Origin of the sequence: Thermobifida alba, assembly GCF_023208015.1 — a bacterium.
In the GTDB taxonomy this organism is placed as follows: Bacteria; Actinomycetota; Actinomycetes; order Streptosporangiales; family Streptosporangiaceae; genus Thermobifida; species Thermobifida alba.
In genome coordinates this window covers 2,371,465-2,388,327 of record NZ_CP051627.1, presented here as the reverse complement: position 1 = coordinate 2,388,327, position 16,863 = coordinate 2,371,465, and the positions used below count along the sequence as shown (strand labels likewise).

Annotated in this window: 17 protein-coding genes and 7 tRNA genes; 10 read left to right on the top strand and 14 right to left on the bottom strand. The window is 72.3% G+C overall.

Features of this window, described 5'->3' with window-relative positions:
- Positions 1–55: 55 nt before the first annotated feature.
- The 6 genes from FOF52_RS10600 to FOF52_RS10575 form a co-directional block, all read right to left on the bottom strand.
- Positions 56–511, bottom strand: coding sequence for a DUF1707 SHOCT-like domain-containing protein (locus FOF52_RS10600; RefSeq protein ID WP_248593643.1), 456 nt, complete (start codon positions 509–511; stop codon positions 56–58).
- 166 nt (positions 512–677) lie between these two features.
- A complete protein-coding gene (locus FOF52_RS10595; protein WP_248593642.1) occupies positions 678–1,307 on the bottom strand; it encodes an HAD family hydrolase in 630 nt (209 codons plus the stop codon).
- A gap of 108 nt (positions 1,308–1,415) precedes the next feature.
- Positions 1,416–1,952, bottom strand: coding sequence for a YbhB/YbcL family Raf kinase inhibitor-like protein (locus tag FOF52_RS10590; protein WP_248593641.1), 537 nt, complete (start codon positions 1,950–1,952; stop codon positions 1,416–1,418).
- Between the two features lie 204 nt (positions 1,953–2,156).
- A tRNA-Val gene (locus FOF52_RS10585) sits at positions 2,157–2,231 on the bottom strand.
- A 16-nt stretch (positions 2,232–2,247) separates the two neighbouring features.
- A tRNA-Cys gene (locus FOF52_RS10580) sits at positions 2,248–2,318 on the bottom strand.
- A 41-nt stretch (positions 2,319–2,359) separates the two neighbouring features.
- A tRNA-Gly gene (locus FOF52_RS10575) sits at positions 2,360–2,432 on the bottom strand.
- A 179-nt stretch (positions 2,433–2,611) separates the two neighbouring features.
- On the opposite strand from FOF52_RS10575, the gene FOF52_RS10570 reads away from it, so the two are divergent.
- Complete coding sequence (locus FOF52_RS10570; RefSeq protein WP_248593640.1) at positions 2,612–3,838, top strand: molybdopterin molybdotransferase MoeA; 1,227 nt, start codon at positions 2,612–2,614, stop codon at positions 3,836–3,838.
- 14 nt (positions 3,839–3,852) lie between these two features.
- Here FOF52_RS10570 and FOF52_RS10565 read toward each other — a convergent pair whose 3' ends face one another.
- A complete protein-coding gene (locus tag FOF52_RS10565; protein WP_248593639.1) occupies positions 3,853–4,365 on the bottom strand; it encodes a gluconokinase in 513 nt (170 codons plus the stop codon).
- Between the two features lie 171 nt (positions 4,366–4,536).
- Here FOF52_RS10565 and FOF52_RS10560 point away from each other — a divergent pair, with 171 nt between their 5' ends.
- On the top strand, positions 4,537–4,911 hold the full coding sequence (locus FOF52_RS10560; RefSeq protein ID WP_248593638.1) for an FKBP-type peptidyl-prolyl cis-trans isomerase: 375 nt from the start codon (positions 4,537–4,539) through the stop codon (positions 4,909–4,911).
- A gap of 214 nt (positions 4,912–5,125) precedes the next feature.
- Here FOF52_RS10560 and FOF52_RS10555 read toward each other — a convergent pair.
- The 4 genes from FOF52_RS10555 to FOF52_RS10540 all read right to left on the bottom strand — a co-directional run bounded on the left by FOF52_RS10555 (position 5,126) and on the right by FOF52_RS10540 (position 5,996).
- Positions 5,126–5,200 (bottom strand) — tRNA-Val (locus FOF52_RS10555).
- A 26-nt stretch (positions 5,201–5,226) separates the two neighbouring features.
- A tRNA-Gly gene (locus tag FOF52_RS10550) sits at positions 5,227–5,299 on the bottom strand.
- Positions 5,300–5,333: 34 nt separating this feature from the next.
- Positions 5,334–5,406 (bottom strand) — tRNA-Gly (locus FOF52_RS10545).
- 158 nt (positions 5,407–5,564) lie between these two features.
- Entirely contained in the window at positions 5,565–5,996 is a 432-nt protein-coding gene (locus tag FOF52_RS10540; RefSeq protein WP_248593637.1) for a roadblock/LC7 domain-containing protein, read from the bottom strand.
- A 331-nt stretch (positions 5,997–6,327) separates the two neighbouring features.
- Between FOF52_RS10540 and FOF52_RS10535 the strand changes: the two genes are divergently transcribed.
- The gene (locus FOF52_RS10535; RefSeq protein ID WP_248593636.1) at positions 6,328–7,170 is read left to right on the top strand and encodes an aminotransferase class IV; all 843 of its coding nucleotides are present in this window, start codon (positions 6,328–6,330) and stop codon (positions 7,168–7,170) included.
- 190 nt (positions 7,171–7,360) lie between these two features.
- On the opposite strand, the gene FOF52_RS10530 is transcribed toward FOF52_RS10535, so the two are convergent.
- The gene (locus FOF52_RS10530; protein ID WP_248593635.1) at positions 7,361–7,777 is read right to left on the bottom strand and encodes an SsgA family sporulation/cell division regulator; all 417 of its coding nucleotides are present in this window, start codon (positions 7,775–7,777) and stop codon (positions 7,361–7,363) included.
- Between the two features lie 455 nt (positions 7,778–8,232).
- On the opposite strand from FOF52_RS10530, the gene FOF52_RS10525 reads away from it, so the two are divergent.
- Positions 8,233–8,306, top strand: a tRNA-Val gene (locus tag FOF52_RS10525).
- Positions 8,307–8,324: 18 nt separating this feature from the next.
- Here FOF52_RS10525 and FOF52_RS10520 read toward each other — a convergent pair.
- Positions 8,325–8,663, bottom strand: coding sequence for a PGPGW domain-containing protein (locus FOF52_RS10520; protein ID WP_248593634.1), 339 nt, complete (start codon positions 8,661–8,663; stop codon positions 8,325–8,327).
- 204 nt (positions 8,664–8,867) lie between these two features.
- Positions 8,868–9,959, bottom strand: coding sequence for an FAD-dependent oxidoreductase (locus tag FOF52_RS10515; protein WP_248593633.1), 1,092 nt, complete (start codon positions 9,957–9,959; stop codon positions 8,868–8,870).
- 184 nt (positions 9,960–10,143) lie between these two features.
- Between FOF52_RS10515 and thrS the strand changes: the two genes are divergently transcribed.
- The 6 genes from thrS (at position 10,144) to pgsA (ending at position 16,862) form a co-directional block, all read left to right on the top strand.
- Positions 10,144–12,123 carry a threonine--tRNA ligase gene (thrS, locus tag FOF52_RS10510; protein WP_248593632.1) on the top strand — a complete coding sequence of 660 codons (1,980 nt, stop codon included), beginning with the start codon at positions 10,144–10,146 and terminating at the stop codon, positions 12,121–12,123.
- A 462-nt stretch (positions 12,124–12,585) separates the two neighbouring features.
- Positions 12,586–14,253, top strand: coding sequence for a DUF885 domain-containing protein (locus FOF52_RS10505; RefSeq protein WP_248593824.1), 1,668 nt, complete (start codon positions 12,586–12,588; stop codon positions 14,251–14,253).
- Between the two features lie 99 nt (positions 14,254–14,352).
- Positions 14,353–15,135, top strand: coding sequence for a TerC family protein (locus tag FOF52_RS10500; RefSeq protein WP_282574028.1), 783 nt, complete (start codon positions 14,353–14,355; stop codon positions 15,133–15,135).
- 95 nt (positions 15,136–15,230) lie between these two features.
- Positions 15,231–15,788, top strand: coding sequence for an HIT family protein (locus FOF52_RS10495; RefSeq protein WP_248593823.1), 558 nt, complete (start codon positions 15,231–15,233; stop codon positions 15,786–15,788).
- Positions 15,785–16,159: a thiol-disulfide oxidoreductase DCC family protein gene (locus tag FOF52_RS10490; protein ID WP_248593631.1), complete on the top strand. Its 375-nt coding sequence runs from the start codon at positions 15,785–15,787 to the stop codon at positions 16,157–16,159. The genes FOF52_RS10495 and FOF52_RS10490 overlap by 4 nt, the downstream gene beginning before the upstream one ends.
- Positions 16,160–16,220: 61 nt before the next feature.
- The gene (gene pgsA, locus FOF52_RS10485) at positions 16,221–16,862 is read left to right on the top strand and encodes a phosphatidylinositol phosphate synthase (RefSeq protein ID WP_248593630.1); all 642 of its coding nucleotides are present in this window, start codon (positions 16,221–16,223) and stop codon (positions 16,860–16,862) included.
- Position 16,863: the final 1 nt, after the last annotated feature.

The window sequence follows — 16,863 nt, the reverse complement described above, 5'->3', positions numbered from 1 at the left end:
CGGCGTCTCCCGGCGCGCTCCGCGGCGCATCCGGCCCCCGCTACTCGGACGGATCTCAGCGGCGACGGGATTCATCATTCGGCCACACGGCCGCGGCGAGGAGGATCGCCGCCCAGACACCGAGCGGAATCAGCGGCCAGAACGGCAGCAGCGCCCCGCCGATGATGCTCGTGACCCCCCAGATGCTGCTCATGATGATCGCGCCGCCCAACCACCACCGCCACTCGTCGACCCACTCCTTCCACGCCGAGGAGGAGGCGGGGGCGGGCTCGCGGGAGTCGGCGGAGTCGGCGGGGACGACCTCGTCGCGAGCGGGTTCGGGAAGGTCGGCGACCAGCGGCAGCAGATCGCCGATGACCACGGCGTTCATCGCCAGGGTCAACCTGCGGTCGTACTCGGCCAGGTCGAGACGGCCCTCGGTCAGGGCGACCGCGAGGCGCTCCGCGACAGCGTCCCGATCGGCGTCCGAGGCGCGGATCCGCTTCGGCGGAACACGGTCTTCGTCCTGCATCCCCTTTTCCCCCTTCGCGTGACCGACGGGGTCTCAATCACGATACGTCGGGATGCCCGGGGAGAACAGCAGCCGACGTCCCCCGCGTCGCCCGGAGGACCGGCGGCGCCGTACGACGGGGCGGTCCGGAGACGACAGGAGCGGGGACTACCCGCCGATCGCCGGGTCAATCCCGCAGCAGCTGCTGGAGCAGCCCGGCCAGCTCGGCCACCCCGGTGTGGTGGTGGACGCGGATCCCCAACTCCGCCGCGGCGCGCACGTTCTCCTCCCGGTCGTCGACGAAGAGGGTCTCACCGGGTTCGACGCCGAGCTCCCGCAGCACGTGCTCGTACACCGCGGGATCGGGTTTGCACAGCCCGATCTCGCAGCTGAAGAAGAGGGAGTCGAAGCCGCGCAGCAGCGGCGCGCGGCGCAGCGCGCCGGCCAGGTCGTGGGGGGCGTTGGACAGCAGGGCCAACCGGGTCGGGCCGGCGGCGAGCCGGGCGACCAGGGCGGCGGCCTCCGGGTCGGGGAGCAGCCAGCCGCCCACGTCGGTCGCCCACAGTTCCTGCCGTACCGCGGGCTCCCACGACACGCCGAGCCGGGCGCCGACGCGGTCCCAGTACTCGCGGGAGTCGAGCCCGGAGTCGTAGGCGCGCCGCTCCTGCCAGTAGGCGTCCCAGAACTTCTCGGCCGCAACGGCGCTCAGCTCCTCCAGGCGGGCACGCACCGCGGGCGGCGGCGGCACCGAGAGGACCTCGCCGTAGTCGAGGACCACCGTGGTGACGGGGGAGTGCTGGTCGGGAGCCGGCGTCACGTCGCCTCCTCCGGTTCGGCGTGTTCGGGCGGCGGGCCCTTCGACGATATCCCGGTTCCCGCGGTCGGGGGAGGGCCGCTCCGCGGAGCGGCCCGGGCGCCGCACGGGTCAGGGGACCTCGTAGGTCGGCACGACCATGCCCCGTCCCAGCGTGTGGAAGAACAGGTTGAAGCCGAGGACGGCGGGAGAGGTCGAGTCGTCGAGTCCGAGGCTCTCCACGGCCACGGCGTGCACGACGAAGAAGTACCGGTGCGGACCGTGCCCCGACGGAGGGGCCGCCCCCACGTACGCCTTGCTTCCGGCGTCGTTGCGGAGCATCACCGCGCCCGGGGGCAGACCCGCGCCGCCCTCCGCGCCCGCCCCGGTGGCCAGCTCGGTGACCCCGGCGGGGATGTCGCACACCGCCCAGTGCCAGAACCCGCTGGCCGTGGGCGCGTCGGGGTCGAAGCACGTCACCGCGAAACTCCGGGTCCCCTCGGGGAAGCCGCTCCACGTCAGGTGCGGGGAGACGTCCTCGCCGCCCGCGCCCATCACCCCGCTGACCTGCGGTCGGGCCAGCGGTTGGCCGTCGGAGACGTCGTTGCTGGTGACGGTGAAGGCGGGAACCTGCGGCAGGAAGTCGTACGGAGACGGCGGTCGAGCCATGAAGAACCTCCCGAACGGTCGTTGTGCGGGCGTCTGCCCTCTGTCCAGGCCAGTATGGTCGGATCCGGCGAGATCCGCCGCGTTTCCGCGGGTGCGGCGGGCCACCGGACGCCGATGACGGGGAGGGAAGGACAGGCCGCGGAGGCCGCGAAAAACCGGACGGCCGACCCTCTGCAGAAAGGTCGGCCGTCCGGTACCGATGACTGGTGGGCGATACTGGGATTGAACCAGTGACCTCTACCGTGTCAAGGTAGCGCTCTCCCACTGAGCTAATCGCCCCGGTCAGGGGAGTCAGAGGTGGAGACGGGATTTGAACCCGTGTGGACGGCTTTGCAGGCCGCTGCCTCGCCTCTCGGCCACTCCACCGGACAAAACAACGGTGGGAAGAACCGCACCGCCGATCTCCGAGCGGACGACGGGATTCGAACCCGCGACCCTCACCTTGGCAAGGTGATGCTCTACCAACTGAGCCACGTCCGCGTGCCGTTCGGTACCGGACCGGAACACCGGCCCCGCACCCTCGTGCATTAAGAACTGTAGCGGAATCTGCCGAGACGGCAAATCGAATACGCCGCCGGTGTCTCCCGGACGGGCCCCGTGACACGGCCGGACACCGGCGCCGCACGGCCCCGCGGAGACCGAGGGGATATAAGGGAGACGTGCGACGACACGGCGACCCCGCCGCGGCGGGGACGAGAGGCGGACCGCCCGGAGCAGCCCTGCCCTGGCCGGCGGCCCGAGAGGCGGCGCGGTCCCTGGGACGGCGCTGCGGCCCCGGCGCGGCGCGCTGGGAGGCCCTGGCCGACGCCCTGGGCGGGGTGCTCGCCGAAGACCTGCGGGCCCGGATTGCCGCTCCCGCCTACGACGCGGCGGCCATGGACGGCTACGCGGTCTGCGGGAGCGGCCCCTGGACCGTTCGCGGACGTGTGCTGGCCGGCCACCCGCACGACATCGTGCTCTCCGCAGGACAGGCGGTGGAGGTCGCCACCGGAGCGCGCGTTCCGGAGGGCACCGGCGCGGTCCTGCCCTACGAGCACGCCCGGCGGGACGCCGACACGCTCACCGGGGCCGTCCGGCCCGGCCGCCACGTGCGGCGCCGCGGCGAGGAGACGGCCGAGGGCGCGACGGTGCTGCCCGCCGGGACCGTCGTCACCCCCGCGGTCCTCGGACTGGCCGCGAGCCTGGCCCACGACCGCCTCCCCGTCCACCGGCCCCGGGTGCGCGCCGTGGTCAGCGGCGACGAACTGGTCCGCGCGGGGGTTCCCGCCCCCGGAGCGGTACGCGACGCCATCGGCCCCATGCTGCCCGGCCTGGTGGCCGCGGGCGGCGGCGTGCTCACCGCGCTGCGCGGCGTCCCCGACGGCTTCGGGGCGCTGGTCTCGGCCCTCGCCGAGGGCGACGGCGAGTCGGTGGTCGTGGTGTGCGGCGCTTCCTCGGTGGGGCCGGCCGACCACCTGCGCGGCGCACTCGCCGAACTCGGGGCCGAGGTCCTGGTGGACGGTGTGCGCTGCCGTCCCGGCCATCCGCAGCTGCTCGCCCGGCTGGGCGGGGGAGCGCGCCCCGGACCGGTGGTGGTGGGACTGCCCGGCAACCCGGGCGCGGCGCTGGCGGCGGCCCTGACCCTGCTGCTCCCGCTGCTGCGCGCCATGACCGGACGGCCCGGGACCGAGCCCGGCCGCGCGGCGCGGTGCCGTCTGGACGGGGACGTGGCCGCGCACGAGCACGACACCCGCCTGGTCGCGGTCCGGGTCGTCGGGGACCGCGCTCGCCCCGTGGGGCACGACCGCCCCGCCTCGCTGCGCGGCGCCGCCGCGGCCGACGCCCTGGCCGTGCTGCCACCGCAGTGGCGCGGCGGCGACGTCGAGGTGCTCTGGCTGCCCGGCTGAGCGCTCCGCGGCCCTCAGCGCCGTTCGGCCAGGAGTCCGGCGGCGGTCCGCGCCGCCTCCGCCACCAGCTCCTCGGGAGCGGCGGCGACGTCCAGGACCACGCCCGCCTCGTCGGGGCCGAGCGGTTCCAGGGCCGCGAACTGGGAGTCCAGGAGCCCGGGAGGCATGAAGTGGCCGCGGCGGCGGCGCAGCCGCTCCCCGATCAGCTCGGCCGGGCCGTGCAGGTGGACGAAGAAGACGCCGGGGGCGCCGCCGCGCAGGATGTCGCGGTAGGAGCGGCGCAGCGCCGAACAGGCCAGGACCGAGGAGTCGCCCCGCTCCTCGTGCTCGCCGATCCAGGCCGCCAGCGACCGCAGCCAGGGGAGCCGGTCGGCGTCGGTCAGCGGGACGCCGTTGGCCATCTTGGCGACGTTGGCCTCGGGATGGAAGTCGTCGGCGTCCGCGAAGGGGATCCCCAGCCGCTGGGAGACCCCGCGCGCCACGGTGGTCTTGCCGCTCCCGGAGACCCCCATGAAGACGAAATGCATGCCCGCTCCCTCGTCGAGACCGTCCGCACCGGCGCGACTCCGCAGGCTCGCACAGCCGGAGCCGTTCCGCAAGGCGGTGGGCCCGGGGCGGAGTCCGCGGGACGGGTCGGAGCGGGGTGCGCGACCTCCTATGCTGATGACCCTGTTGCCAACCACGACAGGGGGAGCCTCATGGCGCTCGAACGTCCCGAGATCGACTACATCGACGGTCCGCCGCCGGCCGAACTGGAGGTCACCGACATCACGGTCGGGGACGGCGCGCAGGCCGGGCACGGTTCCGTGGTCACCGTCCACTACGTGGGCGTGGCCCACTCCACGGGGGAGGAGTTCGACGCCTCCTGGAACCGCGGGGAGCCGCTGCGGTTCCCCCTGGGGGCGGGACGGGTCATCGCGGGCTGGGACCAGGGCGTGCTGGGCATGCGCGTGGGCGGACGGCGCAAGCTGGTCATCCCGCCGCACCTGGGGTACGGCCCCCGGGGCGTGGGCGGGGTCATCAAGCCCAACGAGACCCTGGTCTTCGTCGTCGACCTGCTCGGGGTGGACTGAACCCGCACCGCGGTCCCGCGCGGCGGCGCCGAGTGGACGGTCCGGGGTGCGGCCGCGCGGCCCGTCCGTGCGGAGGCGGTCGGCGGCATCGTCGTCCCGCCGGCGGTTCCGGTGCGGCGGCCGCCGCACCGGAACCGTGTGGCCAGGGGCGAGCCCCTGAGGAAACGCAGAGGGGTCCCTCCCGTGACGGGAGGGACCCCTCTGCGTTCTGCTGTGGTGGGCGATACTGGGATTGAACCAGTGGCCTCTACCGTGTCAAGGTAGCGCTCTCCCACTGAGCTAATCGCCCCGGAGACCCTGTCGCGGTCTCTGCCGAGCGGACGACGGGATTCGAACCCGCGACCCTCACCTTGGCAAGGTGATGCTCTACCAACTGAGCCACGTCCGCGTGGTGCGTGAAGCTCCACATCTGCGTTACTTCGAGCGGACGACGGGATTCGAACCCGCGACCCTCACCTTGGCAAGGTGATGCTCTACCAACTGAGCCACGTCCGCGCGGAAGAGACCGTTTCCCCCTCGTGGAGGGCGTCTCTTGCTGCGCTAAGAACTGTAGCGGATTCCGGCGGTCCTACAAACTCGACAGCCTCGGCAGCGGGGAAACGGCGGGTGTGCCGTCCGGTCGGCGAGTGGGGACCGCCGACCGAACGGGCGGTTCAGCGTTCGGTCGGTCCGGGGGAGAGGGGGATGTCCGGGCGCGGCGGGGCGGCGAGGTACTGGCCGACGCGTTGGATGACCATGTTCATCTCGTAGGCGACCATGCCGACGTCGCACTCGGCGTCGGCGAGGACGGCCATGCAGGCTCCCTCGCCGGCGGCGGCGACGAAGAGGAACGCCTTGTCCATCTCGATGATGCTCTGCCGCACGTTTCCGGAGCCGAAGCGCCGGCTCGCTCCCCCGGCCAGGCTCTGCAACCCGGAGGCGATGGCGGACAGCTGCTCGGCGTCGGAACGTTCCAGCTGGCTCGACGAGGCCATCAGCAGGCCGTCGGTGGACAGCACGATCGCGTGGTGCGTGCCCTCCGCACGGGTGAGGAGGTCGTCGAGCAGCCAACTCAGTTCGCCAGGGGCGGTGCTCCGTGGGGTCATGGCTCTCTTGATCTGTGTCGTCGTGTGGAAGTGGACGGACCGAAGCCGGAGGCGGGGTCCGGTGGTCACCGGCGGTTGGTTGTCAGTGGTCCTACGAGCGTTGCCCAGATGATAGCCATTTGTGATGTGTTTGGGGATCCGGTGTGGTCGTCTTCCGGTACGGGCGGGCGAAGGAGGCGGAACGTCCCACACCGACTCGCTACCGTACTCCCGTATCCGCGGCCCCGGGGGGCTCCGGCCGGAGCCGGTCAACCTGTTGACGGTGGCGCGGGTACGCGGTCCGGAGGAGCGGGGCGTCCTCGGGACGAGAGGGACGAGGGAAGGGACGGGCATGAGGATCTGGATCGCCGGAGCCGGTTACGGCACCGGCCGTGTGGTGGACGAGAGCGAGGCGCGGATTCCCGTCCTCGACCACGGCGTCACGGTCGGCGACGGGGTTTTCGAGACGGTCAAGTCGGTGGGCGGCCAACCGTTCGCGCTCACCCGGCACCTGCGCCGACTGGCGCGGTCGGCGCGCGGCCTGGGACTGGGGGAGGTCGACCTCGACCTCATCCGCGACGGGGTGCGCCAGGCCCTGGCGGCCAACCCGGACACCGATCCCGGCCGGGTGCGCATCACCGTGACGGGGGGACCGGGACCGCTGGGCTCGGAACGCACGGGCGGGGAGCTGACCGCGGTGGTGGCCGTGGGGCCGTTCGCCCGGCCCGCGCCGACGGTGGACGTGGCCGTGGTGCCCTGGAGCCGCAACGAGAAGGGCGCGCTGAGCGGGCTGAAGACGACCTCCTACGCCGAGAACGTGCTCGCCCTCGACCACGCGCGCCGACGCGGCGCCGGTGAGGCGATCTTCGCCAACACCGCGGGCAACCTGTGCGAGGGGACGGGAAGCAACGTCTTCGTGGTCCTGGACGGCCGGCTCGTGACGCCTCCGCTGTCGGCGGGGCCGCTGGCGGGCATCACCCGCGAGCTGGTCCTGGAATGGGTGGGCGGTGTGGAGGAGGACGTGCCGATGGCGGCGCTGTCGGAGGCCACCGAGGCGTTCCTGACCTCCACCGGGCGGGACGTGCAGCCGATCCGCGCCGTCGACGGCCGGGCGCTGCCCGAGGCTCCCGGCCCCGTCACGGCCGAGGCCATGAGGGTGTTCGCCGAGCGCAGCGCGGCCGACATGGACCCCTGAGCGGTCCTCGGACGCGGAAAGCGCCGCGGTTGCGGGAACCGCGGCGCTTTCTGTGGCCTGCCGCATATCGCGGTTTAGTCGGGAGGCGGCCGGGTAAGCCCCTGATCGGGAACTTTCGGAGGGTCCCGGTCGCCGGACGCACGTGGGACAGCGGCGTCCGGGCCGGCCAGGGGCGCCGACCGCGGCCCGGTCAGCTGAGGTGCTCGGTGATCTCGGCGTCCAGGTCGATGTAGTCGCCTTCCTGGCCGGCCGGGACCAGTTCGTAGGTGCGGTGCAGGAACTCCGACAGGGGTGCCACCTGCGCGTCGAACTGCGCCTGGCCGAAGGGCGAGGACAGCGCGATGTTGACGGTGCGCTTCCCCTCTCCCTGGGAGGGCCAGACGCGGACGTCGCCCTCACCGGCCGCGCGGACGATGCCGACGGTCAGCAGTTCCCGCGCGAAGATCCACTCCACGGGCTCGTCCTCACCCACGTGGAAGGCGGCCTTGATGGCGTAGGGATCGCTCACGGAGTAGTCGAGCCGGGCGACCAGGGGCACGGGGGCGCGGTCGGGGACGATCAGTCGCAGACCGAGTTCGCAGGTGACAGAGGTGCCGCTGCTGTTCATAAGCCAAACCTTCTCTCGTCCGGTCAGATGCGTTCGGATGGCCGGGCTTCCCCAGGCGTCGGGGACTGCCATCTCGTCCGCTCGACGGGCCGGACGATCAGTGACGCGTTACCGGGGAACTTTTCGATTGGAGGTGAGGCGGCGTCGCGCCGGGACTTCCCACACTCTTCGGCCAATGTAATGAGCTGGGGAAACGAAGAATTTCCGGAGGGCCTGTGGGCCGCATCACCCTTGGGGTGGCGTGTGGGGGTCCCCGGGTCGGGGTAGGGCCCACATCGCCGGTATATGAGGGGCTTTCACATTTTGTGTGCGTTGACCTCCCCTTGCGCAAGTATTATGTGACATCGACCACACTCATTGTCGAGGGGGCGCGCGTCCGAGTGGATCACCCACCCCCGCGGATGCGCTAGAGTTTTCCTTGTCCGGTTCACCGCACGGGGAACAGGACCCAGGCAGGGCGATTAGCTCAGTTGGTTAGAGCGCGTCGTTCACACCGACGAGGTCACTGGTTCGAGTCCAGTATCGCCCACGAGCCCCAGGTTACCTACTAGTCTTTCAGTAGATCACCTGGGGCTTTGTGATGTCCAGACAGGTTCGGGACAGCATCGGGGACCACCCGCGCGCCCGCGCGGGAGGACGACCGCAGCCGGTGCTCCCGGATCTTCTCGGCCGCCTGGGACCGCACCCGGGAGGCGTAGCGGCGGGCCCGCCACAGCAGGCGGCGCGCCCACGAGAACTCGGTGGCCAGGATCGCCAGGCCCACGATGACCCCTCCGATCCCCGGACCGGGAGTCACGCACATCACCACGCCGCCCAGCAGGACGACCGAGCCGACCAGGCCGACCGTGAACCGCCAGGTCAGGTGAAGCGCCGGATGGGAGTGCATGCGCCTGCGCCACAAGCGCGCGTGGACGCGGAGCCTCCGCCATCGGCGGACTCTGCTGCGGCTGCGGAGCTGCGGTGCCGCGGGAGGCACACCGTCCGAACCGGTCGCTGGGTGGGCGGACATGGTCACCACGATAGCTGCCCCCGGGACGGCGGTCGGTGGAAAACACCACGTCGCACCCTGCCGACCCGGCGGACGGGGCGGTCAGCGGCCCTCGGTCCCGACCCCCGCGGCGCGCAGTTCGAGCAGCGAGTCCAGCCGGTCCGGGGTGAGGTCCACGGCGGGGCCGACCTGTCCCCGCCGTGCCGCCGCGTACCGCTCCAGCACCTTCTCCACCGTCGGGCCGGTGGCCGTGCGCAGCAGCCCGGCCAGCACCACGGCGTCCTCGACCGACTGGGCCAGTCCCTGCGGCAGGAACGGCAGCTCCGGATGGGCCGCGTCGCCGATGAGCGCCACCCGGCCCCGGCACCACGCGCGGGACGGGGAGTGCCGGTGCGGGGTCCACACGCCGATCCACTCCGCGGCAGCGACCAGGTCGGTGACCTCCCCGCTCCAACCGGCGAAGGCGGCGAGCAGGTCGCCGACCCGTCGGCCGGGGACCCAGGACTCCAGCCGCCCCGGTTCGCCGGGCAGGACCGCGCCGAAGCTGACGGTGCGCCCGCCCTCCACCGGGTAGCAGGCGAAGTACCGGTCCGAGCGCGGCCACACCCTGATCCGCAGAGCGTCGGCGCCCGGCACGAGCACGGCGGGCGTCCGCCCCCGGCAGATCCGCAGGGGTGAGGGGCGGGACACGGCGGGGAGCACGGCCTGGCGCACCGTCGAGTGGGCCCCGTCCGCGGCGACCACCGCCTCGGCGTGCACCCGCTTGCCGTCCGCGCAGTACAGGGTGACCACGTCGACGCCGTCCAGCACGTCGGTGACGTAGCGGCCGGTGTGCACCGTCCCGGCGGGCAGCGCGTCCAGCAGCGTCGCGTGCAGCTCCGAGCGGAGCATCGTGTAGTAGGGCGCGCCGAACCGGCGTTCGCAGTCGGGGCCCAGGGGCAGCGAGTCCAGGACGGAGCCGTCCCGCCAGTCCAGGACGTCGACTCCTGCGGGACGGACGCCGCGGCGGTCCAGGGCTCCGCCCAGGCCCAGCGCCCTGAGCCGGTGGACCACGGAGGGGGGAACCTGGATCCCGGTCCCGGGCGGAACAGGGCGGTGCGACTGCTCCAGAACGACCGGGGCGATGCCGTGGCGGCGCAGCGCGACCGCGAGAGTGAGTCCGGCGATTCCCGCCCCCACGATGACGATGCGCACCTGTTCTCTCCCTCTTCGGTGAGGTCTCGACGGAAGATCTACCCGCGAGATCCGCCGATGCACCACCGGGTCGGCGGTGCGGCGCGCGCGGCCGGAGGCCGCTAGCATCGGAACGACGGGACGACCCCGCCGCCGGACCCGCCGGTCCGGTCGACAGCCGACGAGAACTTTTCGAGGAGACACCGTGTCCGCCGTGCCTGAACTGCGTATCACCCTCGCCGGAACCGAGCGTGCGGTGGCGGCGGGCACCACGGCGGGCCAGGCGTTGGAAGCGGACGGGCGAACCGTGATCGCCGCCCTGGTCAACGGGGAGCCGCGGGACCTCGCCCACGAACTCGCCGACGGCGACGTGGTGGAGGCGATCCGCATCGACTCCGAGGAGGGGCGGGCGATCCTGCGCCACTCCTGCGCGCACGTGCTCGCCCAGGCCGTCCAGGAACTGTTCCCCGAGGCCAAGCTGGGCATCGGCCCGCCCGTGGAGAACGGCTTCTACTACGACTTCGACGTCGCCGAGCCGTTCACCCCCGAGGACCTCAAGCGCATCGAGAAGCGGATGCAGGAGATCGTCAAGCAGGGCCAGCGCTTCTCCCGGCGCGCCGTCACCGACGACGAGGCCCGGGCCGAGCTCGCCGACGAGCCCTACAAGCTGGAGCTGATCGACCTCAAGGGCGGCGCGGGCGAGGCCGCCGAGGGGGCCAGCGTCGAGGTCGGCGCGGGACAGCTCACCATCTACGACAACCTGCACCCCCGCACCGGCGAGGTGTGCTGGAAGGACCTGTGCCGCGGCCCGCACCTGCCCGACACCAGGGTCATCCCCGCGTTCCGGCTGATGCGCACCGCCGCCGCCTACTGGCGCGGCAGCGAGAAGAACCCGCAGCTGCAGCGGATCTACGGCACCGCCTGGGAGACCAGGGACGCGCTCAAGTCCTACCTCACCATGCTGGAGGAGGCGGCCAAGCGGGACCACCGCAAGCTCGGCGCCGAGCTCGACCTGTTCTCCTTCCCCGACGAGCTCGGGTCGGGCCTGGCCGTGTTCCACCCCAAGGGCGGGGTGGTGCGCAAGGAGATGGAGGAGTACTCGCGCCGCCGCCACGAGGAGGCCGGGTACCAGTTCGTCAACACCCCGCACATCTCCAAGGCCAGGCTGTTCGAGACCTCCGGCCACCTGCCGAACTACGCGGACGCCATGTTCCCGCCCATGCAGTTCGAGGGCGCCGACTACTACCTCAAGGCCATGAACTGCCCCATGCACAACCTGATCTACCGGGCACGGGGCCGTTCCTACCGCGAGCTGCCGCTGCGGCTGTTCGAGTTCGGCACCGTCTACCGGTACGAGAAGTCCGGCGTGGTGCACGGCCTGACCCGGGCGCGCGGGTTCACCCAGGACGACTCGCACATCTACTGCACCAAGGAGCAGATGCCGGCGGAGCTGGACAGCCTGCTCACCTTCGTGCTGGACCTGCTGCGCGACTACGGCCTGAGCGACTTCTACCTGGAGCTGTCCACCCGCGACGACTCCCCGAAGTTCCTGGGCGAGCCGGAGGAGTGGGAGGAGGCCACCGAGATCCTGCGGCAGGCCGCCCAGAAGCAGAACCTGGAACTGGTCATGGACCCGGGCGGGGCCGCCTACTACGGCCCGAAGATCTCCGTGCAGGCCAGGGACGCCATCGGCCGCACCTGGCAGATGTCCACCATCCAGGTCGACTTCCAGCAGCCCAAGCGCTTCGAGCTGGAGTACCAGGCCGCCGACGGCTCCCGGCAGCGCCCGGTGATGATCCACCGCGCCCTGTTCGGCTCCATCGAGCGCTTCTTCGCGGTGCTGCTGGAGCACTACGCGGGCGCCTTCCCCGCCTGGCTGGCCCCGGTGCAGGCCGTGGGCATCCCCATCGCCGGCGAGCACGTGCCCTACCTGGAGGAGGTGGCGCGCCGGCTGCGCGAGCACGGGGTGCGGGTCGAGGTGGACTCCAGCGACGACCGGATGCAGAAGAAGATCCGCAACGCCCAGAAGCAGAAGATCCCCTTCATGCTGCTGGCCGGTGACGACGACGTGAGCAAGGGCGCGGTCTCCTTCCGGTACCGCGACGGCTCGCAGAACAACGGCGTCCCCGTCGACGAGGCGGTCGCCGAGATCCTCGCCGCGATCCGGGAGCGCCGCCAGGTGTGACCGGAGCAGGCTCCCGGCGGGGCCGGAGGCGTGCAGCCTCCGGCCCCGCCGGGGTCCCGGAGGCGGGTTCGGTTCTCCAACTCACCGGGTGTCAGGCTCCTGCCGTCCGGTTGGTTGGAATTCCGACTCACGTGTTCCGCGTGCCCGGGGAGCCCCCGTGACGACGGTGGCCCCCGACCCCCGCTGAGGGCCGACCGCTCCTGGTGGTCGTGGAACGGCGTCCACGGCGGCCCGCCCGCCTCCCACAAGGGCGACCGGGTGCGCGGCCTCCGGGGGCCCGCCGGTCCGCCGGGGAGACGATCACCCTCCCCGAGCCCTTCGCATCGACCCTCGGCACCGCCGCGTTCCCCACCGAGGACTGACACTCCGCGCGATGTCCGGTCCCGGGGGTGGGGCGCTGGCAGGATGGAGACGATGACTCCGCCAGCCGAACCCCAGCGTCCCGACCCCGGCGTCAACGCCATGACCGACCGGTTCCGCGCCACCGCCGAGAAGATCCTCGACCGGCTGCTCGCCGACCACCCCGAGTGGGCCCTGCACCTCGGCGACACCCGCCGCGCCGGACAGCTCGCCGACCGGTCGCCCGGGGCCTGGCAGGACCGCGCCGACGTCCTCGCCGACGGGTTGCGCGCCCTCGACGACATCGACGACACGCTGCTGCCCGTCGCCGACCGCGTCGACCTGGAGATGCTGCGCACCCGCCTCGGTGCGGACCTGTGGCGCACCACCGAACTGCGCCCGCACACCTGGGACCCGCTGCACACGCTGCCCGGCGACGCGCTCTACGCGATCCTGCACCGCGGCCCCCTCGCCCCCGCCGAACGCCTCGGTGCGCTCACCGCCTACTGCTCGGCCCTGCCGGACGCGCTGCGCCAGTCGCGCGCCCTGCTGGCGGACGGCCCCGGCATGCCCCGCGTGCACGTCGAGACCGCCATCGGCCGTGCCCGAAGCGCCGCCGCGATGCTGGGCGCGGACGTCGACCGGCTGCTCGCCGCCCACGGGGGGCACCGCTCGGGACTGGCCGACCTGCGCGACACCGCGCACCGCGCGTTCACCGAGCACGCCGCCTGGCTGGAGTCCCGCCTCGACGGGGCCACCGCCGACCCGCGCCTGGGGGAGCGGGACTACGCCGCGCAGCTGTGGTACACCCTCGACTCCGAACTGGACCCGCAGACCCTGCTCACCCGTGCCGAGAGCGACCTGATCGCCACCGAGGAGGAGATCGCCGAGGTCGCCGCCGCCTACGAGGGCCGGCCGCGCCGCGCGGGCCAGGTCCGCGCGGCGCTGGACCGGCTCGCCGCCGAGGCGGCGTGCCCGCCCGAGGAGGTGCGGCCGCTGTGCGCACGCGCTCTCGACCACCTGGTGGCCCGCACCGCCGACCTCGGCCTGGTCACCGTCCCCGACCGGGAGGTGCGCGTCGTCGCCATGCCCGAGGTCCGCCGCGGTGTGGCCGTCGCCTACTGCGATCCGCCCGGACCGCTCGCGCCTCCCTCCGACGAGCCCACCCTGGTCGCCGTGGCCCCGCCGCCCGACGACTGGCCGAGCGGGCTGCGCGCGTCCTTCCACCGCGAGTACCACGCCTTCGCGCTGCGCAACCTGATGGCGCACGAGGCCGTGCCCGGGCACGCGCTGCAGCTCGCACACGCCGCCGCGCACCGCGGCCCCACCCGGGTGCGCTCCGTGCTGCGCAGCGGCTCCCTGATCGAGGGGTGGGCCGTCTACGCCGAGGAGGCGGTGGCCCGCGCGGGCTGGACCGGCGACGGCGGAGCCGACGACCTGGCCCTGCGCCTCGCCCAGCTGAAGATGCGGCTGCGCACCGTGCTCAACGCGATCGTGGACGTGCGGTTCCACGTCGGGGACATCGACGAGGCCGGCGTTGTGGCCTTGCTCACCGGACGCGGCCACCAGGAGGAGGGCGAGGCCGCGGGCAAGTGGCGGCGCGTCCAGCTCACCAGCGCCCAACTGGCCACCTACTATGTCGGATACCGGGAGGTCAGCGACATTCTCCGGGACCTGGCGGCGCGGCGTCCGCACACCGACCGGCGGAGCCGGCACGACGCGCTGCTCGCGCACGGCACCCCGCCGCCGCGTCACCTGCGCGCCCTGCTGGGGGTGGAGCACGATTCCTGACCGTCAGTTTTATACGAAGCTTATTTTCTCTCCCCTAGAGTCCTTCCGTTTTCTGACCGTGCCCCGTACCCGTCCTCACTCCCGGAGTCGCGCGAATCCATGACCGCTGATCTCATCGTCGGATTTCTGACGCTGACGCTGTTGGAGATCGTGCTCGGGATCGACAACCTCGTCTTCATCTCGATCCTGTCCAACAAGCTCCCCGAACACCAGCGCAGCAAGGCCCGGAAGACGGGGATCGCCCTGGCACTGATCACCCGCCTGATGCTGCTGGGCTCCATCAGCTGGATCGTCCAGCTCACCACCCCGCTCTTCGCGATCGGCTCCCTCGAATTCTCCGGCCAGTCGATCATCCTGCTCGGCGGCGGATTCTTCCTGCTGGCCAAGGGCACCTACGAGATCCACGAGAGCCTCGAAGGGGAAACCGGCCACAAGAGCGCCAAGGGAGGCGCCGTGTTCGGCGCCGTGGTGGCCCAGATCGTCGTCCTCGACATCGTCTTCTCGCTCGACTCCGTCATCACCGCGGTGGGCATGATCAACCCCGCCGGCCTCGGTATCTGGGTGATGGTCGCCGCCGTCGTCATCGCCGTCGTCGTCATGCTCTTCCTGGCCAACCCGCTGGCGGAGTTCGTCAACAGGCATCCCAGCGTCAAAATGCTCGCCCTGGCGTTCCTGCTGCTCATCGGCATGAGCCTGGTCGCCGAGGGCTTCTCCTTCCACATCGAGAAGGGCTTCATCTACGCCGCCATGGGCTTCTCGGTCTTCGTCGAGGCCCTCAACCTCCTGGCCTCCCGGCGCCGCAGGAAGAAGCGCGAGGCGGCCGCCGCACCGGTCCGGCTGCACAGCCGCTACGCCGAGGACGAGGCCCCCGGAGTCGCCTGACTCCCGAGACCGGCCGTGCCGGGCCGCCCCGACCACTCGGGGGCGGCCCGGTTCTATGCTTGCGTTGCAAGGACGAGAAAGGCGGGTCGGTGAGTATGCAGCGGGAAACCCCGGACGACGGCGAGGGCCGGCAGACGCGCGGTCCCGACGGACTCCAGCGGTTGTGGACCCCGCACCGCATGGCCTACATCAAGGGGGAGAACAAACCCAGCGGGACGGGACCGGGCGACGGCTGCCCGTTCTGCCGGGCCCCGGAACTGCCGGACGCGGAGGGACTCGTACTGGCCCGCGGCAAGACCGCCTTCGCGCTGCTCAACCTCTACCCCTACAACAGCGGACACCTCATGGTCTGCCCCTACCGGCACGTCGCCGACTACACCGAGCTCGACGAGGACGAGACCGCCGAGATCGCCGCGCTGACCCAGGCCGGCATCACCGCACTGCGCTCCGCCTACGGCGCCCACGGCTTCAACGTCGGCATGAACCTGGGCGTCGCCGCGGGCGCGGGCATCGCCGCCCACCTGCACCAGCACGTCGTCCCCCGGTGGGGCGGCGACACCAACTTCATGCCGGTGGTGGGACAGACCAAGGTGCTGCCCCAGCTGCTCGACCAGACCCGGGAACAGCTCGTCGCCCACTGGCCGAGGCCATGACCGCCCCGGTGCTCGCCTACGACGGGGACTGCGGCTTCTGCGTCTCCTGGGTGCGCGTGGCCGAACGCCGCGTCATCGACGGCAGCGGAGTGCGCACCGCGGCCTGGCAGGACCTCGGGCTCGACGGGCCGCTGCGCCGCCGCGCCCGCGAGGAGGTGCTGCTGCTGCACCCCGACGGGCGCCGCGTCTGGGGCGGGGTGGACGCCGCCGCGGTGCTCCTGCTCAACAGCGCCCACCCGTACTGGTGGCCGCTCGGCTCACTGCTGCGCCGCCCGCTCCTGCGCGACGCCGCCGGGGCCGTCTACCGCTGGATCGCCCGCAACCGCGGCAGGCTCCCGGGAGCCCCGGCAGGCTGGACGACCGGGACGTGAGCCCCGCGGCCAGGCGCTGCAGTTCCGAGACCGAGCCGAACCCCACGACGATGAAGAGACCATGCTGAGAATCCTGCGTCCCGCCACCGCCCGACTGCTCACCCCCATCGGCCGCGGCCTCGTGCGCATCGGCGTCACCCCGAACACGGTCACGCTCGTGGGGACCGCCGGCGTCGTCATCAGCTCGCTGGTGTTCTACCCCCTGGGGGAGCTCTACATCGGCACCGTCGTCATCGCCTTCTTCGCGCTGTTCGACATGCTCGACGGCGCGGTCGCCCGCGCCTCCGGGGAGACCAGCCCCTGGGGGGCGTTCCTCGACTCCACCCTGGACCGGCTCTCCGACGCGGCCGTCTTCGCGGGCCTGCTGGTATGGCTTATGGGCGGCGGACGCGACGAGGTCCTCGCCTGGCTGGCGCTGTTCTGCATGATCAGCGGCTTCGGGGTGTCCTACATCAAGGCGCGCGCCGAGTCCCTGGGCGCCAACTGCGACGTCGGCATCGCCGAGCGGACCGAACGCCTCATCCTCGTCCTGACCGCCACCGGCCTGCACGGGCTGGGGGTCCCCTACGTCCTGGCCGCCGGACTGTGGCTGCTGTCCTTCCTCAGCGCCGTCACCATCGTGCAGCGCCTGGTGGAGACCCGCATCCGGCTGACCGGCCCCGAGAACAGGACCACCGAGAAAGCAGAGACCGAGACTCCCTGAC